This is a genomic window from Azoarcus olearius (assembly GCF_001682385.1).
Lineage (GTDB): Bacteria > Pseudomonadota > Gammaproteobacteria > Burkholderiales > Rhodocyclaceae > Azoarcus > Azoarcus olearius.
Map to the genome: position 1 here is coordinate 3,604,224 of NZ_CP016210.1, position 16,995 is coordinate 3,621,218.

Here is a 16,995-nt window from a genome sequence, read left to right on the forward strand (position 1 = left end):
GCTGGATCGTTCGACGGCGCACCGCCCCGGGACGGGCGTCTCCGCACCACGCCGTAACCGGCGGGCTGCCAGCAGAACCACAACAACTGCGGAGACACCATGACCATCCCGTTTCGCCCCAAGCTTCTTGACACACTGCGCGGCTACGACCGCGCGGGCTTCACCGCCGACCTCTCGGCGGGCATCACTGTCGGCGTGCTCGCGCTCCCGCTCGCGATGGCCTTCGCGATCGCCTCCGGGCTGTCGCCCAGCGCCGGCATCTGGACCGCGATCGTCGCCGGTTTCCTGATCGCCGCGCTCGGCGGTTCGCGGGTGCAGATCGGCGGCCCCACCGGCGCCTTCATTCCGATCATCTACGCCATCGTCGCCGACTACGGCGTGCAGAACCTGCTGATCGCCACGATGATGTCCGGCGTCATGCTGTTCGCCATGGGCGCCTTCCGCCTCGGCAGCATGATCCGCTTCATCCCGCTGTCGGTCGTCATCGGCTTCACCAACGGCATCGCGGTGGTGATCTTCCTTTCGCAGGTGAAGGATTTCCTCGGCCTGCGCATCGAGCACCTGCCCGGTGAGTTCTTCGCCAAGATGAAGGCGCTCGGCGCAGCGCTACCGACGCTCCACCTGCCCACCGTGCTGGTGGCGGTAGCCTCGCTCGCGGTGCTGCTGCTGTGGAACCGCCAGGCCACCCGCACGCCCTGGATGCGCCGCCTGCCGGGGCCGCTCGCGGTGCTGATCCTCGCCACCGCGGCCAATGCCCTGCTCGCTCTGCCGGTGGAAACCATCGGCAGCCGCTTTGGCGGCATCCCGCAGGAAATGCCGCCCTTCGGTCTGCCGGAACTCTCGCTCGGCACCCTCGGCAAGCTGATCGTGCCCGCGCTGACCATCGCGCTGCTCGGCGCGATCGAATCGCTGCTGTCGGCGCGGGTGGCCGACAGCCAGATCGACGACCGCCACGACCCCAACCAGGAGCTGATGGCGCAGGGCCTCGCCAACGTCGCCGCGCCGCTGGTCGGCGGCTTCGCGGCCACGGGTGCGATCGCGCGCACCGCCACCAACATCCGCACCGGCGGCCGCACCCCGGTGGCGGGAATGATCCACGCGCTGGTACTGCTGGCCGTGGTGCTGGCGCTGGCGCCGCTGGCGAGCGCCATTCCGCTCGCCACGCTGTCGGCCATCGTGGTGGTGGTCGCGGTGAACATGGGCGAATGGCATGCCTTCGCGCCGGCCGAACTCGGCCGCTACTCGCTGCAGTACCGCACCATCCTGCTCGGCACCTTCGTCGTCACCGTGGTCTTCGACCTGACGCTGGCGGTCGAACTCGGCATGGTGCTGGCGAGTCTGTTCTTCATCTACCGGATGTCGGACCTGACCCGCGTGGAGCGCATTGCGCTCGAGGACCACTACGGCGTGGCCGCGCTGGCGCGGGCGGACGGAACGCCGCGCATCCTCGCCTACAGCATGTTCGGCAGCCTGTTCTTCGGTGCCGCCAACAAGCTGGAGAATTTGCTGCTGATGCAGGACGGCCATCCGGACGTCGTCATCCTCGATCTCGCCAAGGTCATCAACATCGACACCACCGGGCTCGACATCCTGCAGACGCTGCACCGCAATCTGCAAAAGCGCGGCGCGCACCTGATCCTGTGCGGGCTCAATGCGCAACCCGAATCGCTGTTGATGCGCTCCGGCTTCGGCGAGCGCGTGGGGCGCGAGAACCTCGCCGCCAACATCACCGACGCCCTGCTGCGGGCGCAGTGGCTCAGCGGCAAGCAAACGGAGGTGTCCTATGCCTGATCCGGACTCCACGCTGGCAGCACGCCTGCTGCGTATCCGCGGCCGCGTGCAGGGCGTCAGCTACCGCGCAAGCGCCCAGCGCGAGGCGCAGCGCCTGGGCCTGTCCGGCTGGGTGCGCAACCGGCACGACGGCAGCGTCGAAGCGCTGGTGTGCGGCCCCGCGGATACGGTGGAGCGCTTCATCGCCTGGGCGCACGTGGGCCCGCCGGCCGCCTCCGTCAGCGCGATCGAGGTCGGCGACGCAGCGCCGACCGACGGCGCCGGCTTCGACTGCCTGCCGACCTGCTGAGCGTCGCGCTCAGCGCGCGGGTTCGACGCCGGCGGTGTTGTCCAGCAGGCTGCGCGTGGCCACCTGCAGGAAGGCCTGAAGACGCCGGCCGAGCGCGGCTTCGGCCGCAGCGTCGTGAATGCGTTCGCTGCGCGGCTCGGCGCCCAGCTGATACGCGTACAGGCGCGCATCCATGTCCTTGGGTTGCACCAGGATCCGGCTGCCCTCGACGATCGCGACGGTCTGGTCGCTGCCCGAAGGCTTGATCACCCCCCGCCCCGCATCGCCGGCCGGCAGGTCGAGCAGATCACGGCCCCAGCACTGGTGGCGCACCGCGCCGCCGAGCCGTCCCATGATCGTCGGCACGACATCGATCTGGGTGCCGACGGTATCGCGACGGGCGCCGAAGGCTTGCTGGATGCCCGGCGCGATCATCAGCAGCGGCACGTTGAAGCGGTGCAGGTCCATCTCGGTCAGTTGCTCCTCGGCGCCGAAGCCATGGTCGCCGACGACGACGAACAGCGTGTCCTTGAAGTACGGCGACTTGCGCGCCTGCTCGAAGAACTGCCCCAGCGCCCAGTCCGAATAGCGCATCGCGGTCAGGTGTTCGTCCAGCGAACCATGGCCGGTCACGCGCTCCACCGGCAGTACGTCGGGCAGTGCGTACGGGGTGTGGTTGGAGAGCGATTGCAGCAGCGCGTAGAAGGGTTTGCCGTCAAACCCCTTGGCCAGCTCCTCTGCGCCGCGCGCGAACATGTCTTGGTCCGAGACGCCCCAGGTCGGGTCCGAGAACGCCGGGTTGCGGAAGTCGGCGCGGCCGATGAAGCGCGTCATTCCCTGGTTGCTGAAAAAGCCGGACTGGTTGTCCCAGGTGAAGTCGCCGTTATAGACGTAGACGTCCTCATACTCGCGCGCGCTCAGCAACTGCGGCAGGCCGGAAAAGCGGTGGCCGCCCTCCGGCATCTGCATCAGGTACTCAAACCCCGGCAGGTTGGGGAAGCAGGCCATCGTGGCAAACATGCCCTGATGGGTGTGGGTGCCATTGGAGAAGAAGCGCGTGAACAACAGCCCTTCCTGCGCCAGCCGGTCGAAGTTGGGCGTGATCCCGTCGCGATTGCCGAGCGCGCCGACGTAATGGCCGGCGAAGCTCTCGAGCAGGATCACCACCACGTTGCGCACCGGCAGCGTCTGCGCCGGCGGCGGCGTGAAATCGCGGCGCAGCGCGGCGGTGTCCGCGTCGACCAGATGGTCGGCCGGGGTCAGCAGCATATCGCGCACCACGCGGGTCGCCTCTTCCTCCGGCAGCGTCGCCTTCCAGATCTTGTCGCCGGACTCCAGATAGCGTGCCTTCGCGGCGGCAAGGAGGGTCAGGCTGCCGTTGAGGCCGAGCTGGTTGGCGAACATCGAATCGGTGGTGTAGGCATCGCCCCAGCGCATCGGCGGGCCGTGCCTCAGCGTGCCGCGCGCGGCAAGCACCGCCAGCGGCACGCACAGCAGCAGCGCGAGCCAGCGCACCTTTGCCGGGGGTGGCAGTGCGACGGCTTCCGGCGCGGCACGGGTGCGCCGTTCGAGCGCGAAGAACAGCGCGCCCATCGCGACACTGCCGAGCGCCCACGCGAGCAGATAGCGCAGCACCGGAAAGCCGTACCACAGCATGCTCATGACGGTCCTGGCGTCTTCCTGAACGTACTGGAAGACCAGGCTGTTCAGACGCTGATGGAATTCACGGTAGAAATCGAGTTCGATCAGCCCGAGAAACAACGTCACGCTCGCCATCACGCTCAGCCACACGCACATCGCTCGTCGCGCAGCGAGCGCCCGCGGACTCGCTAGCGCGAGCAGCAGCGGGACGCAGAGATAGACGACCAGCCGCAGGTCGAAGCGCACGCCGGTGATGAAGGCTTCCACGAAGACCGCCGCCGGCGTGGCGCCGATCTGCGCGTGGTTGTAGCCGAACAGCGCGAGCCGCAGCAGGCTGTACATCAGCAGCAAGGCGCCGCCCGCCGCAGCGGTGAACATCAGGTGGGCGCGCACCGGCGCGGAGACGGTGGCCGGCACCGGGCGGGCCGGCGCTGCGAGTTCAGTCATCAGGACGATTCCAGAGAAGAGGCTCAGCGGGTGATTTCGAGCACGCGGTTGCGGCCCTGCTCGGCCAGCACATAGCGGCCGGGGCCGACGGGCAGCACGGTTTGGGCGGACCGCAGATGGCTGAGCACCACCTGCACGCGGCCGCTGTCGTCGAGCAGCAGCAGCCGGGCGCGATGGGTCGCGTCTTCCGAGACCCACAGCCCGGCGCCGTCGCACATCAGGAAACCGGGGGCGTTCAATCCTTCAGCCACGGTGGTGTCGTGGCCGTCCGGCTGCAGGCGCTTGACCCAGCCCTTCTTCTTCTCGAGATAGAAGAGCCGTCCGTCCGGGCACACCGCAACGCCCTCGGCCACCTCCAGCCCATCGCGAAGGGTCGTTACTTCACCGCTGTCGGGGTCATAGCGCAGCAGGCGGGCATCCTGCGGTCGGTCTTCGATTGCGTACAGGTAATGGCCGTCGGTCGCGAGTTCCTCGACGTCGCGTCCGTCGAACAGAACGTCGTCGCGATCGCCATGCCACCAGCGCACCGGGGTGTGGTCTTCTTCCTGGCTGTACGCAATGCCGCCGCGGTAACGGACCATGCCGTCGAGCTTGGAGAAGCCGCCCTTCACCGTGCGCCGGCCGCCGTCGGCGGCGATCTGCACGATGCGTCCTTCGCCGTTCTTGAGTTCCAGGCTGGCGTAGAGGCCGCCCTGCCCATCGGCGGCCAATGCGCTGACGACCGGCAGATCATCGGCAAGCACCCGGTATTGCCATTCGGCCGCCGCCGCCACCGGCCAGAAGTGCTGCCAGCCAAGAAAACCGAAGCCCGCTGCGGCCACCAGTACGGCCGCCAGCACCCGCCGGCGATGTGTGCCCGCCTTGCGTCGCGAAATCCCCGCCATCTGTCTTGCGTCTCCTGCTTGACGCAGCCGCGACGCGGCTGCCTGCGAGACGGCGGACTTTGCCGCAGGGATTGTGAAAAATTCGTGGAACCGGGCCGATCACCCGCTCAGTTCGGGTACTGCACCTCGACCGCGTTGGCCGGCAGCCAGCCGCGCAGACCATCGAGCAGCGCCTCTTCCAGGCGCACGCGCCAGCGCTCGCCGAGCGGCAGTTCGCCCTCGGCCACGCCGTTGCCGTAGCACACCCGCACCGGGCAGCCGCCGCCGTCCTCGCGGAAGGGCGCCAGCAGCGCCTGCAAGCGGTCGGCCGCGGCCGGGGCGTTCTTCGCTTCGCCGTTCACGCGCAAGGTGAGGCTGCGGGCGAAACGGCTGCGCGCCTCGCCCAGCGTCATCAGGCGGTCGGCGATGATGCGCAGGCCGTTCTCGCCGGCGAAGTCGTCGCGGCTGACCTTGCCTTCGACCACCAGCACCTCGTCGGTCACGATCTTGCCGCGGTTGGCGTCGAGCACCTCGGAATACACCGCCACTTCGCGCGGCGTGGTGCCGTCGTCGATCTGCACGAACATCATCTTGCCGCGGTTGCCCATCTTGACCCGCGCCTCCATCACCACGCCGGCCATCATCACGAGGTCGCGCGAGGGTTCGAGCTGGGCCAGCGTGCGCCGCACGAAACGCCGCACCTCGGGCTTGAAGGCGTTGAACGGGTGGCCGGACAGGAAGAAGCCGATCGCGGTCTTTTCTTCCTTGAGCCGCTCGCGCTCGGTCCAGGGCCGCACGTCGGCAAATTCGAGTGCCGCGCCCGCGGCCTCCGGCACCAGATCGAACAGGCCGCCCTGCAGGGCGTTGGCCGCAGCTTGCTCCGCCGCCTCCATCGCAAGCGGCACGGTGGCGAGCACCTGGGCACGATCGCGCCCGCGGTGACCTTCGAGGGTATCCATGGCGCCGGCGCGGATCAGCGCCTCGACCACGCGCCGGTTCACCAGGCGGCGATCCACGCGCTCGCAGAAGTCGAACAGATCGCGGTAGGGCTTGACCGCGCCGCCGCTCGCGCGCGCCGCGATGATCGCGCGCACCGCCGGCTCGCCGACGCCCTTCACCGCGCCCAGGCCGTAGCGGATGGTCTTGCGGTCCACCGGCACGAAGCGGTAGTCGGATTCGTTCACATCCGGCGGCAGGATGGCGATCTTGTTGGCGAGGGTGTCCTCGAAGAAGATCTTGACGGTGTCGGTGTTGTCCAGGTCGGACGACATCGTCGCCGCCATGAAAGCCGCACAGTGGTGGGCCTTCAGCCAGGCGGTGTGGTAGGTGACGACCGCGTAGGCGGCGGTGTGCGACTTGTTGAAGCCGTACTCCGCGAACTTGGTCATCAGGTCGAACAGTTGCTCCGCCAGCGCCGGGTCATAGCCCTTCTGCTTGGCGCCGTCGGCGATGGTGGCGCGGTGCTTGGCCATCTCCTCCGGCTTCTTCTTGCCCATCGCCCGGCGCAGCATGTCGGCGCCGCCCAGGGTGTAGCCGCCGATGATCTGGCTGATCTGCATCACCTGTTCCTGGTACACGATGACGCCGTAGGTCGGCTCCAGGCAGGCTTTGAGGTCGGGGTGGAAGTAGTCGATCTCCTGCTGGCCCTTCTTGCGCAGGATGAAGTCGTCCACCATCCCGGAACCGAGCGGGCCGGGGCGGTAGAGCGCGAGCACCGCGATGATGTCTTCGAACCGGTCGGGTGCGAGCTTCTTCAAGAGCTTCTTCATCCCGTCCGATTCCACCTGGAAGATCGCCGTGGTGTTGGCGTCCTTCAGGATCTGGTAGGCGGCGGGGTCCTGGAAGCCCAGGCTCATCAGGTCGACGCGCTCACCGGTCAGGCGCTCCACGTAGTCGAGCGCGAGTTCGATAATCGTCAGGTTGCGCAGGCCGAGGAAGTCGAACTTCACCAGGCCGACCGCTTCGACGTCGTCCTTGTCGAACTGCGACACCGGCGTGGCGTCGTCGCCGTCGGCGATGTAGAGCGGGCAGAAGTCGGTGAGCTTGCCCGGCGCGATCAGCACGCCGCCGGCGTGCATGCCGACACCGCGGGTCAGGCCTTCGAGCGGCTGGGCCAGATCCCACAGGGTCTGCACCGCCTCGCCGTCGTTGCCGTCCTTCATCATCTCCCCGATCTGCGGCTCCATCTCGTAGGCGCGCGCCAGCGACACCGGCTTGGCGCCTTCGATCGGGACCAGCTTGGAGAGGCGGTCGCACAGGCCGTAAGGCATGTCGAGCACGCGGCCCACGTCACGCACCACCGCCTTGGAGGCCAGCGTGCCGAAGGTGGCGATCTGGCTCACCGCGTCCTTGCCGTAGCGCTCGCGCACGTATTCGATGACGCGGTAGCGGTTGTCCTGGCAGAAGTCGATGTCGAAGTCGGGCATCGACACCCGCTCCGGGTTGAGGAAGCGCTCGAACAGCAGCGCGTACTCCAGCGGATCGAGGTCGGTGATCTTCAGCGAATAGGCCACCAGCGAGCCGGCGCCGGAACCGCGGCCAGGGCCGACCGGCACGCCGTTGTTCTTCCCCCACTGGATGAAGTCGGCCACGATCAGGAAGTAGCCGGGGAAGCCCATCTGGATGATGGTGTCGGTCTCGAACTTGAGCCGCTCCTCGTAGCGCGGGCGCTGCTTTTCGCGCTCTTCCGGATGCGGATAGAGCTGGACCAGACGCTCCTCCAGCCCCTTCTTCGCCTCCTGGACCAGGAAGTCGTCCAGCGTCATGCCGTCGGGCGTGGGGAACAGCGGCAGGAAGTTCTTGCCGAGTTGCACGGTCACCGAGCAGCGCTTGGCGATCTCGACCGCGTTTTCCAGCGCATCCGGGATGTCGGCGAACAGCGCGCACATCTCGTCCTGGCTCTTGAGGTATTGCTGCTCGGTGAAGTCGCGCGGGCGGCGTTTGTCGGCCAGTACATAGCCTTGGGCGATGCAGACACGCGCCTCGTGGGCCTGGAAGTCGTCCGGTGTCAGGAACTGCACCGGATGGGTGGCCACCACGGGCAGATCGAGCTTGTTGGCGATCTGCAGCGCGTGGCGGATGTAGGTCTCGGTGCCGGGATGGCCGGCGCGCTGGATCTCGATGTAGAAGGCGCCGGGAAACAGCCGCGACCAGTCGGCGGCCAGCCGTTCTGCGAGGTCGATGTTGCCGTTGACGATGGCCTGGCCGACGTCACCGAAGAAGGCACCGGACAGGCACAGCAATTCGTCGGCAGCGCCGTTCTCGAACCATTCGCGGCGCATCTCGGCGCGGCCGCGGTACTTGTTCTCGAGATAGGCCTGGGTCAGCAGTTCGCACAGCTGGCCGTAGCCCTTGCGGCTCTTGCAGATCAGCAGCACACGATAGGGCTTGTCGCGCTCGGCCTCGTTCTGGATCCAGGCGTCGACGCCAATGATGGGCTTGACGCCCTTGCCGCGCGCGCCCTTGTAGAACTTGACCATGCCGAAGAGGTTGGCAAGGTCGGAAATGCCCAGCGCCGGCATGCCGTCGGCGGCAGCCTGCGCGATCGCCTGATCGATCTGGACGATACCGTCGGTGATCGAGTATTCGGTGTGCAGGCGGAGATGGATGAAGCGGGGCTCGTGAGGAGCAGGATGTGCGGCGTTCATCCGAGGATTTTACCCGAGGCAGCCGCCCGCCCGGCGCGGACGACTGCCCGGCACGGCGATCAGGGCAGCAGAACGGTGGAGCCGGTGGTCCGGCGCGCTTCCAGGTCGCGGTGCGCCTGTGCGGCGTCCTTGAGCGCGTAACGCTGGTTGATCTCGATCTTCACCTTGCCGCTGATGATCGCCTCGAACAACTCGTCCGCCATCGCCAGCAGGTCGGCGCGTTTGGCCGCGTAGGTGAAGAGCGACGGCCGGGTCAGGAACAGCGAGCCCATCTTGGCGAGCACGCCGCAGTCGAACGGCGGCACCGGGCCGGACGAGGCGCCGAACAGCACCATCATGCCGAGCGGTCGCAGGCAGGACAGCGAGTCCATGAAGGTGTCCTTGCCGATCGAGTCGTACACCACCGGCAGCCCCTCTCCGCCGGTGATCTCGCGCACCCGGGCGGCGAAGTTGTCGCGGGTATAGACGATAGGATGGTCGCAGCCGTGGGCACGCGCGAGCGCGGCCTTCTCGTCCGACCCCACGGTGCCGATGACCGTGGCACCGAGCGCCTTCGCCCACTGGCACACGATGGTGCCCACGCCGCCGGCCGCGGCATGGATCAGGATGGTGTCGCCCGTCTGCACGCGGTAGGTGCGGCGCAGCAGGTACTGCGCGGTCAGCCCCTGCAGCATCGCCGCCGCGCCCTGCTCGAAGCTGATCGCGTCCGGCAGCTTCACCAGGCGGTCGGCCGGCAGGTTGCGCCCCTCGGCATAGGCGCCGAGCGGCCCGGTGGCGTAGGCCACGCGGTCGCCCACGGCGAGGTCGGTCACCCCCTCGCCCACGGCCTCGACCACGCCGGCGCCCTCGCTGCCCAGCCCGGAGGGCAGCGGCACCGGGTACAGGCCGGAGCGGTGGTAGGTGTCGATGAAATTGAGCCCCACCGCATGTTGGCGGATGCGGGCCTCACCAGCTGCCGGCGCACCCGGCTCGACCTCCTCCCACTGCAGCACTTCTGGACCGCCCGTCTGGTGGAAGCGGATGGCATGGGTCATGGGGTCTCCTTGCGCCCGCGGCGCTCATCTGACGAGGGAAAGGCCGATTCTAATCTGCGGCGAACGCGCCTCGTTGTAGTCGAGCAGGGTTTCGCCATAGCCGTTGAAGTACTGCAGGTGCAGGAAGGCGCCGACGCCCGAGAACACGCTGCGGCGCAGCGGATAGGAGAGATCGAGCTGCGTGCTGCCAACTCCGGCGGTGCCGCGGCGCAGCTGGGCGGCGAGCAGCAGGCCGTCGTCGCGCCCGAAGCGCAGGCCGAGTTCCGCGTAACCGCGGTAGCGTGTGATGTCCGGGTTGTCGTCCTTGTCGATGTAGTGCCACGCCTTGGGCGCCACCGCGAAGTAGGTTTGACCGTCGCCGAAGTAGTAGCGCGCGTCGCCGCGCACGAAGAAGGTGTCGATGCTGCGCGACTCCAGTCCGCTGCGGCCGTTCGATTCATGCTCGTAGCCGCCGGCGAGCGTCAGCGAGGCGCCATCGCTCGGGTCGAGCAGCTTCCACTGGTAGAACAGGGAGGGGCGGAAGCTGGTGTCACGGAAGGGCTTGGAATCGGACTCCAGGTCCCACACCGAGGTCTGGGTGAAGCCGAAGTACAGCCCGCGCGTGACCGGCAGCGCCTCGGCAACCACGCCCTGCTGGTCGAAGATGCGGTAGCGGAAGCTGAGCTGGTAGCGCGCCGAGCGCGGATTGCGCCCCCCGGCGACGAAGTACATCGGCTCGTGAAAGCCGAGCGCGGCCGGCTGGGCCGGCTCCGCGCCCGGCGCCTGCGCGGCGACATCGGCTGCCGCGTCGACCGGCACCGAGCGCGCGACCTCAACCGGACTGCGGCTCGCCGCCGCGGCGTCCATCAGCAGCCGCGCAGAGGCCGCCTCGCGCAGCGACAGCGTCGCCACGCCCACCACCTCGCGCGGCCAGTGGCCGATGTAGCGGCGCTGGCCGCCCTGCGCCGGCACGTTGGCCGGCACCAGGTCGATGGCAATCCGCGGGCCGGGCGCCGCAAGCTCGATCTGCGCCGGCAGTGTCGCCGGCCATTCGACCAGCGCGGACGGGGCGATCACGATCACCTCGAAGGGTTGCCCCGGAACTACGCGCGGCTCGGGACTTGCCAGCAACCACGCATCCGGCGCGGCGGCCGGCGCCGCAACCGCCGCGCCGCCCACCAGCAGACACAACAAGGACAAGCAGGGCCGTAGGCTCAATTCGGACTCCCCGAACGGACAACAGCGCGATTCTAGCGAGCAGCGCCCAGCCGGGGCGTCAGCAAAGTTTTCGATGGCGCAAACAAAAAGGGCGCCTTGCGGCGCCCCCTTCGTTTTCAACGCCGCCGGATTCAGGCGCGGCGCGACTCCTGCGCATCGACCACGGCGAGCGCGGTGATGTTCACCAGCCGGCGCACGGTGGCCGACGGCGTCAGGATGTGCACCGGCTTGGCCGCGCCGAGCAGGATCGGCCCCACCGACACGCCGTCGCCGTTGGCGATCTTCATCAGGTTGAACGAGATGTTGGCAGCATCCAGGTTGGGCATCACCAGCAGGTTGGCTTCGCCGACCAGGCTGGAATCCGGATGGACCTTGTTGCGGATCTCGACCGACAGCGCGGCGTCGCCGTGCATTTCGCCGTCGCATTCGAGTTCCGGCGCGAGCTGGCGCAGCAGTTCGCTGGCTTCGCGCATCTTGCGCGCGGAAGCCGAACGCGAGCTGCCGAAGTTGGAGTGCGACAGCAGCGCGACGCGCGGCTCGATGCCGAAGCGGCGCAGTTCCTCGGCCGCCATGCGGGCGATCTCGGCGACTTCCTCCGCGCTCGGATCCTCGTTCACGTAAGTGTCGGTGATCGCCAGCGTGCGCTTGGGCAGCATCAACAGGTTCATCGCGGCGAACTGCTTGGCGCCGGCGCGCAGCCCGATGACGTCCTGCACATGCTGGAAGTGGTACTCGTAGGTGCCGAAGGTACCGCACACCAGTGCGTCGGCGTCGCCGGTGCGCAGCAGCATCGCGCCGATCAGCGTGGTGTCGCGGCGCATCTTGGCCTTGGCGATGTCGGGGGTGACGCCGTCGCGGCCCTTGAGGCGGTAGTACTCGTTCCACAGGTCGCGGTAGCGCGGGTCGGACTCGGGATTGACGACGTCGAAGTCGCGGCCCGGCACCAGGTTGAGGCCGATCTTCTTGATCCGCATCTCGATCACGCTCGGGCGGCCCACCAGGATCGGGCGCGCCAGGCCTTCATCGATCACGACGCGGGTCGCGTGCAGCACGCGCTCGTCCTCGCCTTCCGCGTACACCACGCGCTTTTGCTCCAGCGGCACACGCTTGGCGGCGGAGAACACCGGCTTCATGACCATGCCGGAGGTGTAAACCAGATCGGTGAGGCTGGCGATGTAGGCTTCGAAATCCTCGATCGGGCGCGTGGCGACACCGGATTCCATCGCCGCCTTGGCGACCGCCGGGGCCACCTTGACGATCAGGCGCGGATCGAAGGGCTTCGGAATGATGTATTCCGGGCCAAAGCTGAGTTCGGCGCCGCCGTAAGCGGAGGCCACCACGTCGCTCTGCTCGGCCTGGGCCAGTTCGGCGATCGCCTTCACGCAGGCGAGCTTCATCTCTTCATTGATCGTGGTGGCGCCGACGTCAAGCGCACCACGGAAGATGAAGGGGAAGCACAGCACGTTGTTCACCTGGTTCGGGAAGTCCGAACGGCCGGTGGCGATGATGCAGTCCGGGCGCACCGCCTTGGCGTCGGCCGGCAGGATTTCCGGATTGGGGTTGGCGAGCGCGAAGATCAGCGGCTTGTCGGCCATCTTCGCCACCATTTCCGGCTTCAGCACGCCGGCGGTGGACAAGCCGAGGAAAACGTCGGCGCCGGCGATCACGTCGCCCAGCGTGCGGGCATCGGTGATCTGCGCATAGCGCGCCTTGGTCGGCTCCATGTTCTCTTCGCGACCCTGGTAGATCACGCCCTTGGAGTCGCAGACGTAGACGTTCTCGCGCTTCAGGCCCACGCTGACCATCAGGTCGAGGCAGGCGATCGCGGCCGCGCCGGCGCCGGAACACACCAGCTTGACCTCGGCGATGTTCTTGCCGATGACCTTGAGGCCGTTGATCAGGCCGGCCGCAGAGATGATCGCGGTGCCGTGCTGGTCGTCGTGGAAGACCGGAATCTTCATGCGCTCGCGCAGCTTCTTCTCGATGTAGAAGCACTCGGGCGCCTTGATGTCCTCGAGGTTGATACCGCCCAGCGTGGGCTCCAGCGAGGCGATGATGTCGATCAGCTTGTCGGGGTCGTTCTCGGCGAGTTCGATGTCGAACACGTCGATGTTGGCGAACTTCTTGAACAGGCAGCCCTTGCCTTCCATCACCGGCTTGGCGGCCAGCGGGCCGATGTTGCCCAGGCCGAGCACCGCGGTGCCGTTGGTGACCACGGCGACGAGGTTGCCGCGGCTGGTGAGTTCGCGTGCTTCAGCCGGGTCGGCAACGATGGCGTCACACGCGGCGGCCACGCCGGGCGAATAGGCCAGCGCCAGATCGCGCTGGTTGGTGAGGCCTTTGGTGGGGACGACCGAAATCTTGCCGCGCGTCGGTGCACGGTGATAATCCAGCGCCGCGGCGATGAAATCCTGATCCATTCTTTTTCCTCTCGGAACGGTGTGGGTATGAGCGTCGGGCGAACTGCAGGCGCGCGCCGTCGCCTCGCCAACTGAGACCATTCGCAGCGTGTTGGAATGTGGGTCGGCGCCGTGCGCCGTGCCGCGAACCGGGCCTCCGGGGGCCCGCATGCCGTCCGGCTTCGGGGAGTGGGCCGGTGCGGTCATGAAAGATGACGAGTGTCGAGTTTAACGCAAGGCCCGCGGCCTTTGCATTACGGCGCCCGCGCAAAGCCCCCCGGATTTCCGCATATTGGCGGGGATTAGGGCCGGTGCCCGGTTTTTTGGCACAATGCCCGCACCTTCGGACAGGGCAAACAGGGGTAGCGATGCGGCGCGTGGTGTTCAATCAGAAAGGCGGGGTCGGCAAATCCACCATCACCTGCAACCTGGCCGCGATCAGCGCCCAGCAGGGCTTGCGCACGCTGGTGATCGACCTCGACCCGCAGGGCAATTCCACCCATTACCTGCTGGGCGACAGCGCCGAAGAAGTGGACGCGACACTGGCGGGCTTCTTCGACCAGACCCTCAACTTCAAGCTCAACCCGCGCCGCACCGCAGACTTCGTGGTCGCCACGCCCTTCGACCGGCTGGACCTGATGCCGTCCCATCCGCAGCTGGAGGAACTGCAAAGCAAGCTGGAGTCGCGCTACAAGATCTACAAGTTGCGCGACGCGCTGGACGAACTCGCCGACAGCTACGACCGCGTCTATATCGACACCCCGCCGGCACTGAACTTCTACACCCGCTCGGCGCTGATCGCCGCCAACGCCTGCCTGATTCCGTTCGACTGTGACGACTTCTCGCGCCGCGCGCTCTACGCGCTGCTGGAAAATGTCGACGAGATCCGCGCCGACCACAACCGCGACCTCGCGGTCGAAGGCATCGTGGTCAATCAGTACCAGCCGCGCGCGAGCCTGCCGCAGAAAGTGGTGCAGGAGCTGATCGACGAGGGCCTGCCGGTGCTGTCGCCCTACCTGTCGGCCTCGGTGAAGATCAAGGAGTCGCATGAACAGGCGCGCCCGATGATCCACCTTGAACCCAAGCACAAGCTGTCGCAGGAGTTCGTCGCCCTGCACGACACGCTGGCACGCAAGTACGGCGCCTGAGCGCCGTACCCGCCCGGCCTTACACCGGCTCCAGCTTCGCCACCGCCAGCAGCAGCCATTTGACGCCCGCGGGGCCGAAGTTGATCTGCACCTTCGCGTCCGACCCGCTGCCCTCAGCAGCGACGATGACCCCCTGCCCGAACTTCGCGTGCGCCACCGACTGGCCGATGCGCAGCCCGTTGGGCAGATGCGCCGACGTGCCCCGCGCTTGCCGCGCCGCCACCGGAGCCACGCTGGCGCCCGGCTTGAAGTAGCCGCCGCCCATGCCGGCGAGCGCGCCGCCCGCCATCGAACGCGGATTCGGCGGCGTCAGCCACTTGACGAGCCCGGCCGGGATTTCCTCAAGGAAACGCGAGCGCAGGTTGTAGCGCGTCTGGCCGTGCAGCATGCGGCTCTGCGCGAAGGAGAGGTAAAGACGCTCGCGTGCCCGCGTCACCGCCACGTACATCAGGCGGCGCTCCTCTTCCAGCCCTTCGGCTTCGAGGATGCTGTTCTCGTGCGGAAACAGGCCTTCCTCCAGCCCCGAGACGAAGACCACGTTGAACTCCAGCCCCTTGGCCGAATGCACGGTCATCAACTGCACCGCGTCGGCCCCCTGGTCTGCCTGATGGTCGCCCGCTTCGAGCGAGGCGTGGGCAAGGAAGTCCGCGAGCAGGGCGTGGTCGCCGGCCAGCACCTCTGCATCCGCTTGCGCCTCGGCGACGAAATTGCTGCCTGCGCCCAGCAGTTCGTCCAGGTTCTCCAGCCGCTCCTGCCCTTCCTTTTCGGATTTGTAGTGCGCCCGCAGCCCGCTCGCGTCGAGCACGTGGTCGATCAGCTCGGGCAACGGCAGACGGGCGGTGTCCCGGCGCAGGTCTTCCACCAGGCGGACGAACTGCGCGAGCACCGTGCCGGCCTTGCCCGACAGGTGCGGCACCGTGGCGTACAGGCTGGTGTTGTAGGTGCGCGCGGCATCCTGCAGCGCTTCCAGCGACCGCGCGCCGATGCCGCGCGTGGGGAAGTTGACCACGCGCGCGAACGCCGTGTCGTCGTCGGGATTGGCGATCAGGCGCAGGTAGGCGAGCGCGTGCTTGATCTCCTGCCGTTCGAAGAAGCGCAGGCCGCCATACACCCGGTAGGGCACACCGGCTGTAAACAGTTGATGCTCCAGCACGCGGGACTGGGCGTTGGAGCGGTACAGCAGTGCGATCTCGCTGCGCAGCGCGCCGTCGCGCACCAGCCCGCGGACCTCGTCGACGAGCCAGCGCGCCTCGTCGGCATCGGAAAAGGCCTCGAACACACGGATCGGCTCGCCCGCGCCCTGGTCGGTCCACAGGTTCTTGCCGAGGCGGTCGGAGTTGTTCCGGATGATCGCGTTGGCGGCGTCGAGGATGTTGCCGCGGGAACGGTAGTTCTGCTCCAGCCGGATCACGTTCTGCACCCGGAACTCTCGCTCGAAGTCACGCATGTTGCCGACCTCTGCGCCGCGGAAGCGGTAGATCGACTGGTCGTCGTCGCCGACGCAGAACAGCGACGCGCCCCCCTCCCGACCTTCGTCGGCGAGCAACTTCAGCCAGCGGTACTGCAACACGTTGGTGTCCTGGAACTCATCGACGAGGATGTGGCGGAAGCGCCGCTGGTAGTGGCGCCGGATCGGCTCGTTGCGCTCCAGCAGCTCATAGGTGCGCAGCAGCAACTCCGCAAAATCCACAACTGACTCGCGCTGGCACTGCGCTTCATACTCCTGGTAGAGCTGTACACGCTGGCGCGTGAAGTCGTCCCAGGCCTCCACCGCGTGGGGGCGGAAGCCGGCTTCCTTCTGGCCATTGATGAAGTGCTGCAACTCGCGCGGCGGGAATTTCTCGTCGTCGACGTTGAGCGTCTTCAGCAGCCGCTTGATCGCAGCGAGCTGATCGCCGGAATCGAGGATCTGGAACAGCTGCGGCAAGCCAGCATCGCGATGGTGGGCCCGCAACAGCCGGTTGCAGAGGCCGTGGAAGGTGCCGATCCACATGCTGCGGGTGTTGATCGGCAGCATCGCGGCGAGGCGGGCATGCATTTCCTTGGCCGCCTTGTTAGTGAAGGTGACGGCGAGGATTTCCGCCGGGCTGGCCTGGCCCGACTGCACCAGCCAGGCGATGCGGGTGGTCAACACGCGGGTCTTGCCAGAGCCGGCACCGGCGAGGATCAGGGCGTGCTGGGATGGCAGGGTGACTGCCTGATGTTGCTGTTCGTTAAGGTTGGCAAGCAGGTTGGACATGGGGCTTCCTCGTGGTGCCGCCATTCTACCCGGGCGCTCCGGGACATCCCGCCCAAGGCGCGGGACGTGACGTGAGTCACGCCTGCAACACCTTGTCGCCGATCCGCAACAAAGCCGCCTTGAAGAAGCGGGCGAAGTGCATTATCTTTTGATTGTGCATAGCAGCAAATGAGCTAGGCGCCGTTCATCGACAGGGAGGCACCTCCTGTCGTTACACGACCAGAATCGAAAGCAATTGTTTTTGCAGCACAGCAAAATGCACCCGAAGGCGTGGTCCACGAAACCACTGCCCGGTGCGACGGCCCTACCCGGCCAAATGGA

At 67.4% G+C, this 16,995-nt stretch carries 10 protein-coding genes; 3 read left to right on the forward strand and 7 right to left on the reverse strand.

From position 1 onward, the window contains the following. Nucleotides 1–99: 99 nt before the first annotated feature. Together dqs_RS16475 and dqs_RS16480 are read left to right on the forward strand one after the other, a co-directional pair. Entirely contained in the window at nt 100–1,791 is a 1,692-nt protein-coding gene (locus dqs_RS16475; RefSeq protein ID WP_065341170.1) for a SulP family inorganic anion transporter, read from the forward strand. Beyond that, nucleotides 1,784–2,080, forward strand: a complete 297-nt coding sequence (locus dqs_RS16480; RefSeq protein ID WP_011766929.1) for an acylphosphatase — start codon at nt 1,784–1,786, stop codon at nt 2,078–2,080. The genes dqs_RS16475 and dqs_RS16480 overlap by 8 nt, the downstream gene beginning before the upstream one ends. Nucleotides 2,081–2,089: 9 nt before the next feature. On the opposite strand, the gene dqs_RS16485 is transcribed toward dqs_RS16480, so the two are convergent. The 6 genes from dqs_RS16485 to dqs_RS16510 all read right to left on the reverse strand — a co-directional run bounded on the left by dqs_RS16485 (nt 2,090) and on the right by dqs_RS16510 (nt 13,308). Next, nucleotides 2,090–4,147, reverse strand: a complete 2,058-nt coding sequence (locus dqs_RS16485) for an LTA synthase family protein (RefSeq protein WP_011766930.1) — start codon at nt 4,145–4,147, stop codon at nt 2,090–2,092. A gap of 23 nt (nt 4,148–4,170) precedes the next feature. Next, nucleotides 4,171–5,031 (reverse strand): SMP-30/gluconolactonase/LRE family protein, encoded by an 861-nt coding sequence (locus tag dqs_RS16490; RefSeq protein ID WP_011766931.1) that lies wholly within the window; start codon nt 5,029–5,031, stop codon nt 4,171–4,173. A 107-nt stretch (nt 5,032–5,138) separates the two neighbouring features. Then, nucleotides 5,139–8,657, reverse strand: a complete 3,519-nt coding sequence (dnaE, locus tag dqs_RS16495) for a DNA polymerase III subunit alpha (protein WP_065341171.1) — start codon at nt 8,655–8,657, stop codon at nt 5,139–5,141. A gap of 59 nt (nt 8,658–8,716) precedes the next feature. Beyond that, nucleotides 8,717–9,691 carry a quinone oxidoreductase family protein gene (locus dqs_RS16500; RefSeq protein ID WP_065341172.1) on the reverse strand — a complete coding sequence of 325 codons (975 nt, stop codon included), beginning with the start codon at nt 9,689–9,691 and terminating at the stop codon, nt 8,717–8,719. Nucleotides 9,692–9,715: 24 nt separating this feature from the next. Beyond that, on the reverse strand, nt 9,716–10,888 hold the full coding sequence (locus tag dqs_RS16505; RefSeq protein ID WP_065341173.1) for a phospholipase A: 1,173 nt from the start codon (nt 10,886–10,888) through the stop codon (nt 9,716–9,718). A 131-nt stretch (nt 10,889–11,019) separates the two neighbouring features. Continuing rightward, nucleotides 11,020–13,308: an NADP-dependent malic enzyme gene (locus dqs_RS16510; RefSeq protein ID WP_065341174.1), complete on the reverse strand. Its 2,289-nt coding sequence runs from the start codon at nt 13,306–13,308 to the stop codon at nt 11,020–11,022. A 347-nt stretch (nt 13,309–13,655) separates the two neighbouring features. Between dqs_RS16510 and dqs_RS16515 the strand changes: the two genes are divergently transcribed. Next, nucleotides 13,656–14,435 (forward strand): ParA family protein, encoded by a 780-nt coding sequence (locus dqs_RS16515; protein WP_011766936.1) that lies wholly within the window; start codon nt 13,656–13,658, stop codon nt 14,433–14,435. A 19-nt stretch (nt 14,436–14,454) separates the two neighbouring features. Here dqs_RS16515 and dqs_RS16520 read toward each other — a convergent pair whose 3' ends face one another. Further along, nucleotides 14,455–16,674 (reverse strand): UvrD-helicase domain-containing protein, encoded by a 2,220-nt coding sequence (locus tag dqs_RS16520; RefSeq protein ID WP_065341175.1) that lies wholly within the window; start codon nt 16,672–16,674, stop codon nt 14,455–14,457. Nucleotides 16,675–16,995: the final 321 nt, after the last annotated feature.

What these genes read in the sequence shown, in the direction of transcription:
- dqs_RS16475 (WP_065341170.1), top strand. Translation starts at nt 100, where the DNA reads ATGACCATCCCGTTTCGCCCCAAGCTTCTTGACACACTGCGCGGCTAC.
- dqs_RS16485 (WP_011766930.1), bottom strand. Translation starts at nt 4,147, where the DNA reads ATGACTGAACTCGCAGCGCCGGCCCGCCCGGTGCCGGCCACCGTCTCC.
- dqs_RS16515 (WP_011766936.1), top strand. Translation starts at nt 13,656, where the DNA reads ATGCGGCGCGTGGTGTTCAATCAGAAAGGCGGGGTCGGCAAATCCACC.
- dqs_RS16480 (WP_011766929.1), top strand. Translation starts at nt 1,784, where the DNA reads ATGCCTGATCCGGACTCCACGCTGGCAGCACGCCTGCTGCGTATCCGC.
- dqs_RS16510 (WP_065341174.1), bottom strand. Translation starts at nt 13,308, where the DNA reads ATGGATCAGGATTTCATCGCCGCGGCGCTGGATTATCACCGTGCACCG.
- dnaE (WP_065341171.1), bottom strand. Translation starts at nt 8,657, where the DNA reads ATGAACGCCGCACATCCTGCTCCTCACGAGCCCCGCTTCATCCATCTC.
- dqs_RS16520 (WP_065341175.1), bottom strand. Translation starts at nt 16,674, where the DNA reads ATGTCCAACCTGCTTGCCAACCTTAACGAACAGCAACATCAGGCAGTC.
- dqs_RS16490 (WP_011766931.1), bottom strand. Translation starts at nt 5,031, where the DNA reads ATGGCGGGGATTTCGCGACGCAAGGCGGGCACACATCGCCGGCGGGTG.
- dqs_RS16500 (WP_065341172.1), bottom strand. Translation starts at nt 9,691, where the DNA reads ATGACCCATGCCATCCGCTTCCACCAGACGGGCGGTCCAGAAGTGCTG.